This window comes from Hymenobacter sp. J193, from assembly GCF_024700075.1.
Lineage (GTDB): Bacteria > Bacteroidota > Bacteroidia > Cytophagales > Hymenobacteraceae > Hymenobacter.
In genome coordinates this window covers 3,674,951-3,689,706 of sequence record NZ_JAJONE010000001.1, presented here as the reverse complement: position 1 = coordinate 3,689,706, position 14,756 = coordinate 3,674,951, and the positions used below count along the sequence as shown (strand labels likewise).

Genomic DNA, 14,756 nt, shown 5'->3' with positions numbered 1-14,756 from the left:
TATCGGCGCACATTTGCGGCCAAGCGGAGACGCCCCGTCAGCTTTCCGGCCAACGGGGCGTCTCCAGTAACCCTAACCAGCTTGTACTACTGGCGCACCAGCCGCATGGTGGTCTGCTCGGTGCCCTGCCGCGCCGTGAGGGTGTAGAGGCCCGGGCGCAGCGCCGCCGTGGCCTCGGCGGGCAGGGAGGCGGCTCCGTTCAGCAGCGGCAGGGACTGGCGCAGCACCGTGCGGCCCAGGGCATCCTGCACCGTCAGCTGCAGGGGCAGGCCGGGCTTGGCACCGGGCAGCGTCAGGCGCAGGGCCTGGCCCTGGCGGAAGGGGTTGGGCCAAGCCTGGCTGCCTACGGCCAGCACCGAGGCGCGCCGGGCCGTTACTACGTTGCTTTCGGTGGAATAGTCGGCCGCAACGGGGGTGCCGTACTCGCGCGAGGTATAGTAGAGGTCCAGTACCGGCTGAGCCGAGTTGTTGCGCCAGAACTGGTCGAAGTAAAAAGGTGTCTTGCCTCCCTGCTGCATTCCAAAGGACGAAAGCAGAATGGCCGGAGCCGGCTGGCCGAAAAGATACACGCTGTCCTGTCGGATGGAGCGGCTGCGAATCTGCAGCACCGGCAAGGCATCGGAGCCGGCCGGGCGGCCCGCCACCGGAATCTGCAGCCTGCCCCAGCCCGCCACCGAATCGACATAAGTGTAGCGCTGTACCAGGCGGATGGGGGCATTATTGAGGAGAAGGGCCTGGACCGTGAGCGTGCCCTCAGTGGCTACCCGGAAAGAGCGCCGGCTCACGTCGCTGGCCGTAAGGGGCAGGGGCAGGTTGGCCACACCCTCGGGGCCGTAGCGCAGGGTTTGTGCGTCCACCACCACCTTGTCGTTGGGCCCGCCCGTAATGGCCGTAATAGAGGCTTCCTGCCGCTCCATCGTGCGGCCCAGCGCCAGCCAGCCGTTGGGAGCCAGTGCTCCATACACCGTGTAGTTGTAAGCCAGATTACCAAATACGGCCTGCCGGGGCTGCATCCACTGAGCGTCGGCAATGCCGCCCGTGGCCGGGGCGGGTTCCCGCGCAATGGTGTAGGGCGCTCCTTCTGCCACGAGCGTGCGGTAGTCCCAGGTTTGGTTGGCGCCGGTGGGTGTAGGGGCCGCTCCGGTGGGCAGGGCAGCATCCTGGTACCTTTCTACCGTGGCCGCTGAGGCCGGAAAGGTAGCCTGGGTGAGGGTAATGGGGGTTTGAGCCAGGGCCGGCAGCGTGAGCAGCGAGGCCAGAGACAGAAGCGTAACGTTTTGCATAGCAAGAGGGTAAGGTGAAAGAAAACGAAATGCGGCATGCGGTAGCCCGTACCGGCAGCGGCCAGCTGAAGCTACCAAAGCAGCCCCACAAATATGCCGGGGCGCCGTCAGTCTTTCAAGCCTGCGCTGTACCGCATTTGCGGGTAAGGCGGCAGTTGCGCCATCGACGCCCAGCCCCGTCCTTTGCAGCCATGAATTTCCCCGTCCGGCTGGCTTTGATCGAAGACGACCCCGAAGTGCGCGAGCTGCTGCACGGCTACCTGTGCCGCCAGCCCGAGCTGCGGTGCGTGCTGCTGGCCGAGTCGGTAGAAAGCTTCCTGCAGCAGCTGCCCGATGTGCTGCAGCCGCCCCAGGTGCTGCTGCTCGACATCCACCTGCCCGGCCTCAGCGGCCTCGATGCCCTGCCCCTGCTGCGCCAGCGCCTGCCCGAGGTCGAAATCATCATGCAAACCGTGTTCGATGATGCCGACCGCATCTACCGGGCGCTGTGTGCCGGGGCCTCGGGCTACGTGCTCAAGAACTCCTCCCTCGAAGAATACAAAGCCGCTGTGCTGGAAGCCGCCCGGGGCGGGGCCCCCATGAGCCGGGCCGTGGCCCGCAAGGTGCTGGCCCACTTCAAGCCCTCGGCCACCCTGCAGTCCGACCTGCTGTCGGCCCGGGAGCGGGAAGTGGTGCAGGCTATGGTCGATGGCCTGAGCGACAAGCAGGTAGCCACCCGCCTCGAGCTGTCGGTAGAAACGGTGCGTACCTACGTCAAGCGCATCTACAAGAAGCTGGAAGTAGGCAGCCGCACCGAGCTGATGAGCCGGGCCGCCAAAGGCCAGCTCTAGGCCCGCAGTGGGTAAAGGAAGACAAGTTGGATATTTCGCAGATAGTGCCTCTATACTGCTTCTAGGCTTCTTCTAGACTGCCTCTGGACTTTGCTCAGGGAAGGCTCACCCAGGCAGCACACCGCATTTGCATAATATACAGGCCGCCTTACAGAGCGCAGGATTGCACGGTGCGGTTGCCGGGGCGGTCGAAGGCGGTTACTTCCAGATGAAGGGCGCGCTCAGTGGCCAGGGCAGCGGGGGCCGGAGCCTGCCAGCTGCCATCGGCCTGGAGCACGGCTGCTACCTCCCCCAGCAGCGCCCCGGCGCCGCCAAAGAAACGCAGCAGCACGGCCGTCACGGCAAAGTCGTCGGTGGCCAGCACGCGCACCAGGTCGCGGGGCCGGCCGTGGTAGGCGCTCAGGTCCACGGCCGTGATTTTGGGAGCCCGCAGGAAATCGGTAATAGCTAACAGCCGGGAGCTGGTGAGCCGGCCGTTGATGCCCGTGGAGTAGAGGGCTTTGGCGGCCGGGTCCTGCATCTGGGCGTTGGCGTAGCACTGCGCGTGGTACATGCGGTAGCGCTGAGCTTGCTGCCGGGGCGAGCCAGGCCCCGGCTTCTCCCCTTCCGCCGCCGACACGATAGTCTGGTCGCCCACCTGCCGGACTACCAGCCCGCCGAGCTTGCCACTGATACCCCGCAATAAACTGTTTCCGGTTACTCGTGCCATAGAAGCAAGCATGTTGGTTCAGCCCCGACAGCCAACGGCAGGTCCGCCGCTTAGCGTATAGCCTAACGCCGCTGCGGGGCTGTTTATGCGCCCGGCGCTATGCTATGAGCCACAAAAGAGCCAGTAGCTACGCGGGCAAGCGCAGCTGCACCCGGAAGCCCCCGCCCGGCATAGGGCCGGCCTGCAGCTGGCCGCACAGGGCCTCGGCGCGCTGGCGCATGTTGCGCAGGCCCATACCGCTGCGGGGGGCCGGAGCTGAGGCTGCGGGTGCATCGTCGAGCACGGTGAGCTGCAGGGTGCCGGGCGTTTTCTCCAGCTTCACCTGCACCTGGGTGGCCCCGCGGGCATGGCGCGCGGCGTTGGTCACGGCTTCTTTGAAAACCAGGTAGAGGTGCTGGCGCACGACGGGCGCAATGGGGTTGTGGTCGTGCAGGCCGCTGGCTTCGAGGTGCGTTTCCAGGCCGGCGGGCACGGCCGTCTGGTCGAGGTGGTCACGCATCCGGTCGAGCAGAGCCCCCACGGTGTCGGCTTCGGCATCAATGCTCCACACAATGTCGCGCATGGTGCCGGCGGCGGCGCGGCTGTTGGTCAGCAGGCGGTCGAGGGCGGGCTGGGGCGCAGGCTGGGTCTGGCGCAGCAGCTCGGCCTGCAGGCTCACGCGGGTGAGCAGGGTCCCTACCTCATCGTGCAGGTCGGCGGCAATACGGTTGCGCACGCGCAGGGCCTCAGCGGTTGTAGCCAGTATATGGCGGGCCCGCTGCCGCACAATTACCAGCGTGACCAGCAGCCCCACACCTACCAGCACCCCCACGAACAGCAGGGTGCGCTGCCGGAGCAGGGTTTCGCGGGCCTGGGTGCGCAGGCGCAGTCGGGTCAGCTGCTGCTCCTTTTCCTGGGTTTGGTAGAGGGTGTGCATCTCGCGGGCGTGGCGGGCACTGGACTCCTCAAACATACTGTCGCGCAGCACGGTGAGGCGCTGCTGGTGCACCAGGGCTTCGCGGTAGCGCCCCAGCTGGCTCAGGGCCGGCACCAGCTCCTTCAGGGCCTGCAGCTCATCGTTCAGCTGCCGGGCCTGGCGGGCGCGGGCGCGGGCAGGCTCCAGCCACTGCACGGCCGCGGTGTACTGCCCCTGCTGCCGGGCCAGCGTACCCCGCAGCAGGTCCAGCACCAGCTGCACACCCAGGTAGCGCGGAGGTAGGTAGCTGGCGTAGGCCGAGTCGAGTAGCTGTGCGGCCTGGGGCAGCTGCTGCTGCCGGAGGGCATAGGTAGCTAGGCTGGCCAGCGCCACGGCGGTGTTGGCCGAGTCCTGGGTTTGCCGCGTCAGGCGCAGCGCCTGCCGGTAGTAGCGCGCGGCCAGCGGGTAGTCGGGAATGAGGGCGGCGCAGTCGGCCAGGTTGAAATAGATGCCCGTCAGGCGCCGGGCCTGGTCCGGGTCGTGGGCGGGTACCGTGCGCAGGGCCTCCTGGCCGTAGCGCAGGCCGGGTCGGGGGTCTTTCAGCAGAGAATAGGCGTAGCAAAGCCACTCGCAGGCCGTGCTCAGGCGGCTGGAGTCGTGGTCGGCCAGGGCCATGCGCCGGGTTTGCAGCATCTGGATGATGGCCAGGCTGGGCTGGTTTTCGTGCAGGTAGTGGCCGGCCAAGTTGGCCAGCAGCTCGACCCGCACCGCCCGCGGCACTCCCGGGCGGCGCACCAGCTCACCAACCAACGGCGCGGTGGCCGGCGTCACCCGGCGAGTTGCTACCGCCAGCTGCACTGTCAGCGGCCAGCGCCCAAGCTGGCGCAGGCTGTCGAGGCGGGTGAGGGAAGCCGCCCACCCCGGCAAAGCCAGCATACACACGCTCATCAGACAATACAACCACTTCTTCATAGCAAACCGCTGGCCGGCGCCCACAGCCGACGCGGCGCCCCAAGGTACAGCCTGAATGGCGGCCATGCTATCCGGGCTCGAAGCAACTCAACTCAGGCCGTCGGCGGCGCCTCAGTGCGGGGCTTGTTGCGCTGGCATTTCTCCCCGCAGTACTTCACTTCATCCCAAAATGGCTCTCAGTTAGTGGAAAGAGGGTTTTTGATTTCTCATTGATACATGCTTTGATACACAGATTGACACATAAAATCAACTGTGATCAGGCTATTAGAAACCAAAACCCAAATTCAAAATGTCCAAAATCACATTTATACTTCGCCCTGAAAATAAGAAAGGAGAGCACCCAATTAGTATAAAGCATACTCATGAAGGCAGCCCTTTTGTGAAAGCTACAGGTGTTGCAGTACAACTCAAGTACTTCAATCAAACCACCGGAAAGATTAGTAATAAACTACCTATGGCTCCCGAGTGGAATGCTTGCATAGCACAGGTATATGAGGATATTGAGACAGCAGCGAGAAATATATTAGGCAGAGGAGGTGAGCCAGACACTCACAGTATGGCTATTGAGTATACCGAAATCACTACTCTTAGACTTGAGGCAGGACAGAAGAAGAATCAGCAGCCATTACAAGTTACTCAAGCCATTACTCATGTTATAGCGGAATCATGAACGGTGTACGTGGTAGCCGCAGTGGTTAAACCAGGCTTTGGCGTCGCGGCTGGTAATCCAGTCGATGGCGGTTTGCAACGCTTGCTCCAGCGCCTGGCGGGTACGGGCTTGGGCCTGACGGAGCTTGGTTTTGAGCTTGCTCCAGGCCTGCTCAACGGGGGCAAAGTCGGGCGAGTAGGGCGGCAAAAACAGCACCTCGACGCCGCGCCGGGCCAGTTCCTCTTGCAAGCCGCCGAGCTTATGCACCGGCAGGTTGTCGAGCACCAGCACGTCGCCGCGGCGCAGTTGCGGACCCAGCACTTGGCTGATGTAGAAGGCGAATCTGCGCTGGTCTAACGCTCCATCCAGCACCTGCACGGCTTTGAGCCCGCGCACGCCCAGCGCCCCGATCAGCGTCAGGCTCTTACCGCGCCGCAGCGGCACGGCCCCGCCCGCGCGCCGGCCGCCCACGGCCCGCGCGTAACGCCGCGTGTAATCTAGGCGCAGACCGGTCTCGTCCAGAAAGTAAAACCGGTGCACGTCGCCGCGCGCGCTCACTGTTTCCACATACTGACGCCGCAGTTCGTGCACGCGTTGCGTGTCACGCTCGGTGGCGTGCAGGCTTTTTTTGCGGCGTAGCCCGTGCTCGTCCAGCACGCGCCAGATGACGCCCACACTCACCCGCTGCCCCGTGTCGGCCGCTAGCGCGTCGCGCAACTCGGCCAGCGTCGCGTCCGACTGGCGCCCGACCTGCACCACCAGCCAGGCCTGCGCCGCCGCGTCCAGGCACCGCGGCGGCCCGCCCCGGCCGGGCAGCGCCGCCAGCGAACCGGTGTGCCGCTGCCGACGCAGCAGTTTGCCCACGAAGGCCAGGCTCACGCAAAAGCGGGCCGCCACCTGCGCCTGCCGGGCACCCGGCTCGGCCAGCGCCTGCGCCACGCGCTGGCGCAAATCCAAAGAATAGGCTTGCATACAACGCGGTACGTATCTTGTGTAAAAGCAGCTACACCGTTCACGAAACCGCTATAGCAGGCTACAGCAAGAGTTACAACTACTAGAGCAGGCTGTAGCAAGCAAGAAACTTGAAATCAAAAATGCTGAAATCAAACTAGGCATCTATGAGGGAGCTTTGTTCTCAGGATTCATTACTAGGCATATTGAGGAAAAGAAGCAACTCGTTGATAGCAAGACATTAAAGCTGTATGTCAATCTGAGAAACTTAGTCAATGAGTTTAAACCTTCGCTAAGGATTGATGAAATCACTTTATCAGTGATGGACAGCTTTAGAGACTGGTTGATTGCTAGAGGCTTGAGGAATTTAACTATTAGGTCCATTTTCATCAAGTTCAGGGCTGTAATCCATCATTTTGCAGAGGCACTTGAGCTTAATACCAAAGAGCTAACCAAGTTTGTAAATGTTAAAAAGCTCAAAAATAAGAATCTTATTTATCTTACTAAGAATGAATTAGCAGATTTATTGAGCTTGGAGCTTGATAATCCAAGGCATCAAAGAGTGAGGGACATATTAGCTATAATGTGCCTTACTGGATTGCGATGGTCTGATGTTTTCTTTACTAAGGCCAATGTCAGGAATGGAATGGTTAGCCTGACTACCAACAAAACCAATACTACTGTAAGCATTCCTCTATCTAGCCAAGCAATTGAGATACTTGAGAGAAACAACTACTCATTGAAGAGAGTAGCAGTCAGCGAGTTCAATACCCAAATCAAGAAAGTATGTGCCTTGATTCCTTCCTTAAATGTGTTAGAAGAAATTATCCACTATACAGGCACCAACAGGCAAAGAGAGGTCAGACCTAAAGCAGAGCTAATAAGTGCTCATGCAGGCCGTAAAACCTTCATAAATCTATGCTTACAGAATGGTGTTAACCCAGCCACTATTAAGGGGTGGGTAGGTCATTCAGACTTAAAGATGATTATGGAGCATTATGCTCATTTGACTTCAAACCAAACTGAGGAGATAGCCAAGGTATTTGTATAGCCATGAAAGACGAGAAGCACAGGGAAAGGATCACTCCTGACTCTGTGCTACACTCTCTGTTATATGATATGAGTAGTCTCAACCTATCAAGCCTACTAATGGCCCCCATGGCCTTATAAAAGTATGATTATTTTTATATATAATATATAAGACATTTTTTAATTTATGGTGTGTAATGTATATGAAAATGTATTGGACCATTGTTCTGGCCTATAAGAATAGTGCCCTTGCCCTCACTATTACATACCCTCTTACTCTATTCGTTTTGGGCTTAGTCTCGAAATACTTATTAATCTCAGTTCCTTTAGGAGAGATCTTGATATCCAAACTACTGTATACTTTCGCAATTAGTTTCTTTGCATCTTCTGAGCTAATAAAGCTACCAATAGCTACTTTGCCAGAATTGACAAGGAGTTTGAAAACCTTATTATATTCCGATCTGTCAGACAAAGCAATTAACTTATTTTTGATATTTGTTTGAATGTATTTATTATCCTCTACGAATTTAAACCCTAACGCTTTATCGGAAAGAATTTGTTTTAAGAATGGATATTTTATAAATGCTGCTTCATGCAATGTAGTATTTAGCATGGTTACATCTATAATATCATATTCATCCGAATTTTCCAACTCTTTAAGCTTTATTACAACCTCCTTGAAGCTAGCATCTACGTTATCCATATTAACTACTTCATTCTTAATATTAGTAGTGCGTTCTACTACTCTAAAGCCATTAGTGACTAAAGCGTTAGTAACGTTGATTCTTGCTTTGTAAAGAAAATGAGTCTGCTTAAAATTGTATAAATCTACTTTAACTTTATTTGCATCAAATACGAATTTTCCATGGGATTTAGTGATATAGTTTTCATTCTCATTGAAATTCTTCTTATTTCTTTCAGTTAATTCATTAAGTATCTCCACATCTTTCTTATCATCCTTTATCGACTTTTCAGTTGATAACTTATATTCTTCATAAGTCATATTTCCGCTATATCTAGTGGTTGTAAAGATGTGACTTATATCCTGCCAATGCTTTGTATTTCTAACTCGCCCTGCTATCTGTTGCAAAGAGGTTGAAATATCTATTAATGTGTGTGCTTTTGATCCATCAGACACTATGTGAATCTTAGCATCTTCATCATAAAAGTCACACCCTTCAAAGCAAGTGCTAGTCAAAAAATTGATTTTCTTTGGCTTATCAATAGATGAACCTCTATTTAATCCAGGATTTTTTCTATTACTCTTACCCCAGATCGCTCTAGTATTATCATCATTTAAGTTGCATGCTTTAACCATCTCTTTAATAAAGTCTACAGAGTTAACAAAAAAATAAGCATTGCCATCAGTAGATCCGCTTAAAAATTCGTTAATTCGGTTTATTACTGTTGATTTTATACCTTTCTCACATTTGGTAGAATTAACAGTAACCTCTCTTGCATCTTCCCATACTGCTGACACTAAAGGAATATCTGATAATTCATCTAAAACAAACTCCTCTTCTAATACTGTTGCAGTCATAAAGCAGTATTCCCTAAACTCCTTATAAGATTTAAGGACTGCCTTGATAGCAGAATCACCTCTAAAGGAATATTGTGTAAACAACAAGTGGTATTCATCAACCAGTAAATTATATTCAGATGGTGTGATATGATCTATTACTTTGGGCAAGCTATCATAAGTAACTATAATCTTAGGAACCTTAGCAGATTTGACATACTTATCAATTTCTGTAGCGGTTACCTCAGCAGTTACACCTAAGACATTCTCGTGTTGGTTAACCTTGCTCTCAATCAGTGAAATAAAGGGTACTGCTATAACAGTAGGTTTTTCGTCTTTAATTGCTATAGTTGTTCCTCCGCAGCCTACCTTTCCTTTGTCAAATAAGCAATTTGCAGGAAGTGATTTTATAATTTCAGACAGATACTCAGTTCCTGCTGGAATAATAATTGTTTTTGTATTCATGACGTTGTGTTTTTTATTAAATAAAATTTAAATACGTAAAAAATAATAGACATTTAATATTGGTTAGAACACCTTGAATTATAAAATGTCTATCATCAACTCAAAAAAGAGGCAATCCACTAGGCTGCCTTTCTTGTTTTTGTTATACAAATATAGGTATAAAATATCAATATTCCTAGTAAATAGTGATAATATGTTAGGCACTTATTACATTCCTGAGGTTCAAAAGCCACTCAATAGAGTGTTTGTCCATTTAGCAAACTAGCCTCATGTTTTGGAACAAAAAAACTTCATCCAGTAAACCAGCTCATAAACAAGAGAGCTTGAGGATAATCGCAACTGCCTATAACTGCAAATCAATAGAGGTAGAAGATTTTTATAAATCATTCCAAATGAAAGCCCTAGTTACTGGCTTAGGCTCTCGAAGTCAAGCTGAAAGGGCAATGGATGAACTAAATGCTCAGAAACATATTCAGGCTGCTAAAATGAAATTTAATCCATCTGACACACCGGCTGGACTTATGGAATTGTGGAGTCAGGAAGTGTTAGATGAGTTTGGTCCTAATATCGTTGCTAATACAAGTGCTAAGCATTATTTAGACCAAGCTAGTGAGGCTATATCTAAAAATAATCATAAAGAAGCCATTCAGTTATTAGAAAAGGCACTACTTCACACAGATAAAAAATCACGTCATTATCTGCAAAATTCAATTGGAGAATATTATTTAGCATTGAACATTGAACATAAAGCAATTGACTGTTTTAAGGATGCTTCGTACAATGTAGCTTTATTTGAGCCTACCAACATTGTTATATGGAATAAAATCAAAGCAAACGAAGATAAGGCGCTATATATGTACTTTGATAAATATAATAAAGTCCGTAGGGTTAATGATAAGCCAGTAAATGAGCATTCAGGGGGTATTGAGAATAAAGTCAAGATGAATGCTCAAGCATTATTAGAAGCAAGTACTAAAGCGATGGCTTCATTTGGTGTTCTGCCTGCTGTTAAGCCTGAAATGAGTGCTAAAGACTACTTGGTCCAAGCAGATGAATTAGCTGCAAACAATCAGCATAAGGAAGCACTCACGCTAATATCAGATACTATTGGGATGCTAGCAAAGGGTGAGTTAATGGGTGAAAAGCTATTGAAACCCATGTTAATTAATGCTTTAGGTGAGAGCCAGTTAGCATTAGATAAGCCTACTGATGCAGGCATTAGCTTTGAAGTTGCTATAAATTTGGCACAGAGTATTGCTCCTGATAATGAGGAATTATTGAGCAAGCTTATTGCTAATAGGAAAAGGGTAGATGATTACATCATAGCTAAGGCCGCTGGTGCATTTCGACCTAAGCCTAAACCAGTTATTGAGGTATCAGAAGATTCCAATGATGAATCTAAGAGGCAAGCTGATGCTGTTGCTGCTGCTATGGTTAAGGTTTCAGGTTCTTTTGCAAAGGCTGCTACTAAGCAGATTGAAGCTGAGCCTGCTGCTATTGCAAAGGCTAGTCAAGTGTCTGAGGATATTGTCCAAAGTGATAAAGCAGAATCAAAACCTGTAAGAGTGCTTGTTTCTCCACCTTTATTCTATATGGTTAAGAATGACCAGCAGAAAGAGTCTTTTGAAGCAGGAGATGAAATAGTTTTCTGAGTACAAAGACATTGAGAATCCTAGAGGGGAGGTAAGATATTGCATCCCTCACAAAGGTTACTACTCATTTTTGTCAAGTGTCATAAGTTTTTGTCAGCCCTAGTTTACCCAGATTACGCAAGCCTTTTAACACCTCATAAACAATTTAGAACTATTAAATACACCTATAACTGCTCTATATCAGTGTTTAACAAACCCTTGCTTCTTCAGATACCTTACTGATACCAATTAAATTAGAAGAATCTTGAATCCATAAAATAATATCAAGCTCCTTAAACCCTCTAATCTTTTTAAATTCATTAAAAATTTGCAAAGCTACGCTACGTGTAATTCCAGCAGAAATCAATTGTATTACATATGGCTCAGTAGTACCAAGCTCAATCATCAATGGCAAAGACAAAGTAAACTTATATTTTTCTCTTTCTTCATCATTCATTATGTAATTCAGCAAATCCGATAATAACTTAAAATATTTAGCCAACATAAATGTAACAATTTTAGACTGAATATTTATAACCGCACTGATACGCTTGTTTACTGCTTTATCATCATTAGCATCAAGACCAAACCGATCTACATGGTAATTAATATCACTAGAAATTATTTCTTTCAATGGCGTGCTAGTCAACCATCTATATCCTGAATAAGCAATAACCTTTATTGGCAAACCAATATCATGCTTAAAAAAAGACTCTGAAGATAATTGAAAAATATAATCTAACTTCTCGCAAAGAGCATTGAATTGCCAATAGAAACTCAACTCATCGTATTTATAACCAACAATATTTTCCTGCTTAATTCTTTTGTAGAAATTAGATCCATTATAAACAATTACCCAGTTTACAATACCTTCCTTTTTAATTACTTCATATAGAACACTCTGCAATAAAGGATCAATACCAGGATTTAATCTCAAAATTTCTCTTGGCAAAGTAACCGATTCTAAACTCGCTCTAATAGGAACTAACAACTTTAGTATATCTTCTTGATTTAACTTTTTAGCATACAAATATGAGCTAAAACCTTCTGGCAAATGAATGTATTTATGCCTCAGAGTGGTTAACACAGAAGCCACCTGTTCATCTCTTATATCAACACTGCTTTTATCAGCATTATCCACTATAGATACAGTGTTCTGTAAAGCCTTCCTTGTAGCTGGGATGATATCCTTTGTGTAAGAAGCATTATAAAATGTTTCAGCCCACTGCTTGGCATCTTCATTATCCTCTATACAATATACTACCCCATAAAGAGAGTCCCTAATCCTTCCTGCTCTTCCTATAAGGTTGCCGAATTCAAAAGAGGACAAATCTAAGGTTCGCTTTTTAGGCGATGTAATAAAAAGATTATGCGCTGGCAGATTAACTCCCTGCAATAAAGTCGCAGTACAATACAATACACTTATATCACCTTGTTTAAATAAATCCTCTACTTCTTTCCTTACAATATCAGGTAGACGGCTATGATGGAAAGCAATATTCTTTTTGAGGCATTTAATCAAATAGTACTTTGGATGTATTTCTGTAGCTATGAAATCAATTAACTCCTGAAGTTCATCTGAGAGTTCTGTTTCAGCTTGAGAGTACTCTTCCAGCTTGAGTGCCCAAGACTCCGCCAGGTTAGTCTTAGGGCAGTATACCAAGCTTTGCTGTGAAGAGCTAGGGACTAACGCTCTAATAGTCTTTGCAAACGCTACACCTTTGTTCAGGCTTAGCTCATATGCTAAACTAAAATCAACATCAATAGATATTTTAAATTGTTCGCTTTTTGCTGTATCATTAACAAAGAGATCTAATTTATTATCTGACTTAGTATTACGAATTATTGTTTGGAGCTGAAAAACAGGAGGCAAAGATGTTACGCAAGACGTAACAGGAAGATTAAATATCTCTTCAAATACAGCCTTTTCATTGTTAATAAACGGCCCTGCTGTTATTATTTTAGCACTAGGAAACGAAACAGAAATTGACTCTAATACAAACTCAAATAATGCACCATGCCCGCCTGTATCTTCGATATTTTGAATTTCATCAATAAATATTATATTAGGCGAGAACTTAGCTTTTTCTGATTTTTCCAGAAGCCTGAGGCACCTTTCTGGAGTTAATACATAAATTATTCTCCCAGATGGGATAGGTTGATATAAAGACTCGCCTTCCGGATTCTCAATTGATTCATCTTCAATAAATGAAGTCCTTACATTTGTCTCCTTAAGCATCCTCCTCAAGTCATCACTTGCTTGATTGATCAGAGCTTTTGTAGGAACAATATACAACCCTTGTGCATTTGCATTACTAAAATAATAGTCTTGAATAAAATTTTGTATAATGTATGATTTGCCCGCCGAAGTAGGAGCAGAAATTGATATATTCTTGTCAGAATACAGCTTATTCCACAAATCCAACTGAAATGATGTTGTCAATACTTCGTTGTCATTTATTTGTATAATCTTACCTATTCTATCTGAAGCCAATTCGATATTCAATAGTTGCCCAAACTCATATCTAAAGTTATTTGAAGCAATAATGTTATTGTTAAAAAGACTAGTAAGAAATTTTGTGGATAACAAGTTGCCAACTCTGGAAAGTATCACATAACTCAATTTATCATACTCTTCTTTATCACCCCCATATAGGTGAAGAAGAATCGCAAAGACCTGAGCTTGCTGTTTATGAACTTCATTCTCACTCTCAGCTAATATTGAGCATATCCAACCAGCTTTTTTTAATCGACTGAAATCAATGTCTATTCTTTTTGAAAGAAATTTTTTATACACGAAAGCACGAGTCAAGTCATGAATAACAGAGGTTATTGAATGACTTACACTTAATTTATCTACTGCTAGTGAGTTCGTCATTATTTCGTGTAGTTTATTCCGTGAATTTCATAGAATACTTCTTTTCTAAAATCATCAACACTCTTTACAGGAAGTATAAAGAAGTCTAAGTACACAGCATTTAGATTAGAGAAGAGAGCAAGCTTCTCATTTATTAAATTAATATGATCTGAATGTCTACTCGAAATATAATTCTTTATTAATGTTTCAGCTTCAATAGCAGTAAGCGCTTTTCTTTCTATAGTATTAATTGTATTAGTCTCGTACATAATAAAAGTAGGATGCACCATAATACAACTTCGATGCTCAGTAGTTTCTGGCGACAGATAATTATAAAGGACTTCTGGATCAAAATCATCACTCAACGCTATTCCTCTTTTTGCCACTAAGAATTCCTGAGAATTAAATCTTGGACCAGAGGTACTATCATGAAATCTATCTACTGAAGCAAGTGAATCATCAAGTGCAGCTGAGTAATTTTGCCAAATTTTTGACTCGCCAATAAGTATTGCAGTATTATATTCGCCTTTCTTATATTCATAATCACCAATAAAAATACCATCACCTCCCTTGACTTGATCATGAAAACTAGATGGGATCTTATGTGATACCATAGGGCATCTTAATATACTCTCTACTATAGCAAACAAAATCAACTCTCCATAACGGCCATCCTTAGACGGATCTATATTACCAAATATCTTTTGAGCATTTTTATTTGCTTTCAGAATTCCTAATCTTGATAACTGAGACTTATCATGTGTAAACTCTCCTATTATTTCGCTTAATGCTACCGCAAAGTTCTTATAACTATTCTTTGTTCCTGAAAAGGGAATCGAATAGCCTCTGACTACCACTTTGGTATCTCTAGATGTTGTTTGAGAGAGCAAGTGTTTCTCTATCCACTTATCTTCAATCTTAATTAATTTATTCCAGTCTATGGCGCTCATATTTTCATTAAGAGAA

General features: G+C 47.7%; 11 protein-coding genes and 1 pseudogene. 4 read left to right on the top strand and 8 right to left on the bottom strand.

What is annotated here, in order from left to right; genetic code table 11:
• Positions 1-86: 86 nt before the first annotated feature.
• On the bottom strand, positions 87-1,283 hold the full coding sequence (locus tag LRS06_RS16175; protein ID WP_257872424.1) for a hypothetical protein: 1,197 nt from the start codon (positions 1,281-1,283) through the stop codon (positions 87-89).
• A 191-nt stretch (positions 1,284-1,474) separates the two neighbouring features.
• Between LRS06_RS16175 and LRS06_RS16170 the strand changes: the two genes are divergently transcribed.
• The gene (locus LRS06_RS16170) at positions 1,475-2,113 is read left to right on the top strand and encodes a response regulator transcription factor (protein ID WP_257872423.1); all 639 of its coding nucleotides are present in this window, start codon (positions 1,475-1,477) and stop codon (positions 2,111-2,113) included.
• 148 nt (positions 2,114-2,261) lie between these two features.
• Here the strand turns inward: LRS06_RS16170 and LRS06_RS16165 are convergent, their stop codons facing one another.
• The 3 genes and pseudogenes from LRS06_RS16165 to LRS06_RS25570 all read right to left on the bottom strand — a co-directional run.
• Positions 2,262-2,822, bottom strand: a complete 561-nt coding sequence (locus LRS06_RS16165) for a hypothetical protein (protein ID WP_257872422.1) — start codon at positions 2,820-2,822, stop codon at positions 2,262-2,264.
• A 127-nt stretch (positions 2,823-2,949) separates the two neighbouring features.
• Positions 2,950-4,689 (bottom strand): ATP-binding protein, encoded by a 1,740-nt coding sequence (locus LRS06_RS16160; protein WP_257872421.1) that lies wholly within the window; start codon positions 4,687-4,689, stop codon positions 2,950-2,952.
• Positions 4,690-4,781: 92 nt separating this feature from the next.
• Positions 4,782-4,859: pseudogene (locus LRS06_RS25570) on the bottom strand (hypothetical protein); the annotation flags it as partial.
• Between the two features lie 119 nt (positions 4,860-4,978).
• Between LRS06_RS25570 and LRS06_RS16155 the strand changes: the two are divergent.
• The gene (locus LRS06_RS16155) at positions 4,979-5,359 is read left to right on the top strand and encodes an Arm DNA-binding domain-containing protein (RefSeq protein WP_257872420.1); all 381 of its coding nucleotides are present in this window, start codon (positions 4,979-4,981) and stop codon (positions 5,357-5,359) included.
• Here LRS06_RS16155 and LRS06_RS16150 read toward each other — a convergent pair.
• On the bottom strand, positions 5,354-6,310 hold the full coding sequence (locus LRS06_RS16150) for an IS630 family transposase (RefSeq protein WP_257870339.1): 957 nt from the start codon (positions 6,308-6,310) through the stop codon (positions 5,354-5,356). The genes LRS06_RS16155 and LRS06_RS16150 overlap by 6 nt on opposite strands.
• Positions 6,311-6,467: 157 nt before the next feature.
• On the opposite strand from LRS06_RS16150, the gene LRS06_RS16145 reads away from it, so the two are divergent.
• A complete protein-coding gene (locus LRS06_RS16145) occupies positions 6,468-7,340 on the top strand; it encodes a site-specific integrase (RefSeq protein WP_257872419.1) in 873 nt (290 codons plus the stop codon).
• A gap of 210 nt (positions 7,341-7,550) precedes the next feature.
• Here LRS06_RS16145 and LRS06_RS16140 read toward each other — a convergent pair whose 3' ends face one another.
• Positions 7,551-9,302, bottom strand: a complete 1,752-nt coding sequence (locus tag LRS06_RS16140) for a hypothetical protein (RefSeq protein WP_257872418.1) — start codon at positions 9,300-9,302, stop codon at positions 7,551-7,553.
• A gap of 269 nt (positions 9,303-9,571) precedes the next feature.
• On the opposite strand from LRS06_RS16140, the gene LRS06_RS16135 reads away from it, so the two are divergent.
• A complete protein-coding gene (locus tag LRS06_RS16135) occupies positions 9,572-10,954 on the top strand; it encodes a hypothetical protein (protein ID WP_257872417.1) in 1,383 nt (460 codons plus the stop codon).
• Positions 10,955-11,141: 187 nt separating this feature from the next.
• On the opposite strand, the gene LRS06_RS16130 is transcribed toward LRS06_RS16135, so the two are convergent.
• Positions 11,142-13,811: a DEAD/DEAH box helicase gene (locus LRS06_RS16130; protein WP_257872416.1), complete on the bottom strand. Its 2,670-nt coding sequence runs from the start codon at positions 13,809-13,811 to the stop codon at positions 11,142-11,144.
• Entirely contained in the window at positions 13,811-14,740 is a 930-nt protein-coding gene (locus LRS06_RS16125) for a DUF1837 domain-containing protein (RefSeq protein ID WP_257872415.1), read from the bottom strand. The genes LRS06_RS16130 and LRS06_RS16125 overlap by 1 nt, the downstream gene beginning before the upstream one ends.
• Between the last annotated feature and the right edge of the window lie 16 nt (positions 14,741-14,756).

Coding starts and splice junctions, on each gene's coding strand:
- LRS06_RS16165 (WP_257872422.1), bottom strand. CDS start 2,822: ATGGCACGAGTAACCGGAAACAGTTTATTGCGGGGTATCAGTGGCAAG.
- LRS06_RS16175 (WP_257872424.1), bottom strand. CDS start 1,283: ATGCAAAACGTTACGCTTCTGTCTCTGGCCTCGCTGCTCACGCTGCCG.
- LRS06_RS16155 (WP_257872420.1), top strand. CDS start 4,979: ATGTCCAAAATCACATTTATACTTCGCCCTGAAAATAAGAAAGGAGAG.
- LRS06_RS16135 (WP_257872417.1), top strand. CDS start 9,572: ATGTTTTGGAACAAAAAAACTTCATCCAGTAAACCAGCTCATAAACAA.
- LRS06_RS16170 (WP_257872423.1), top strand. CDS start 1,475: ATGAATTTCCCCGTCCGGCTGGCTTTGATCGAAGACGACCCCGAAGTG.
- LRS06_RS16125 (WP_257872415.1), bottom strand. CDS start 14,740: ATGAGCGCCATAGACTGGAATAAATTAATTAAGATTGAAGATAAGTGG.
- LRS06_RS16160 (WP_257872421.1), bottom strand. CDS start 4,689: ATGAAGAAGTGGTTGTATTGTCTGATGAGCGTGTGTATGCTGGCTTTG.
- LRS06_RS16130 (WP_257872416.1), bottom strand. CDS start 13,811: ATGACGAACTCACTAGCAGTAGATAAATTAAGTGTAAGTCATTCAATA.
- LRS06_RS16150 (WP_257870339.1), bottom strand. CDS start 6,310: ATGCAAGCCTATTCTTTGGATTTGCGCCAGCGCGTGGCGCAGGCGCTG.
- LRS06_RS16140 (WP_257872418.1), bottom strand. CDS start 9,302: ATGAATACAAAAACAATTATTATTCCAGCAGGAACTGAGTATCTGTCT.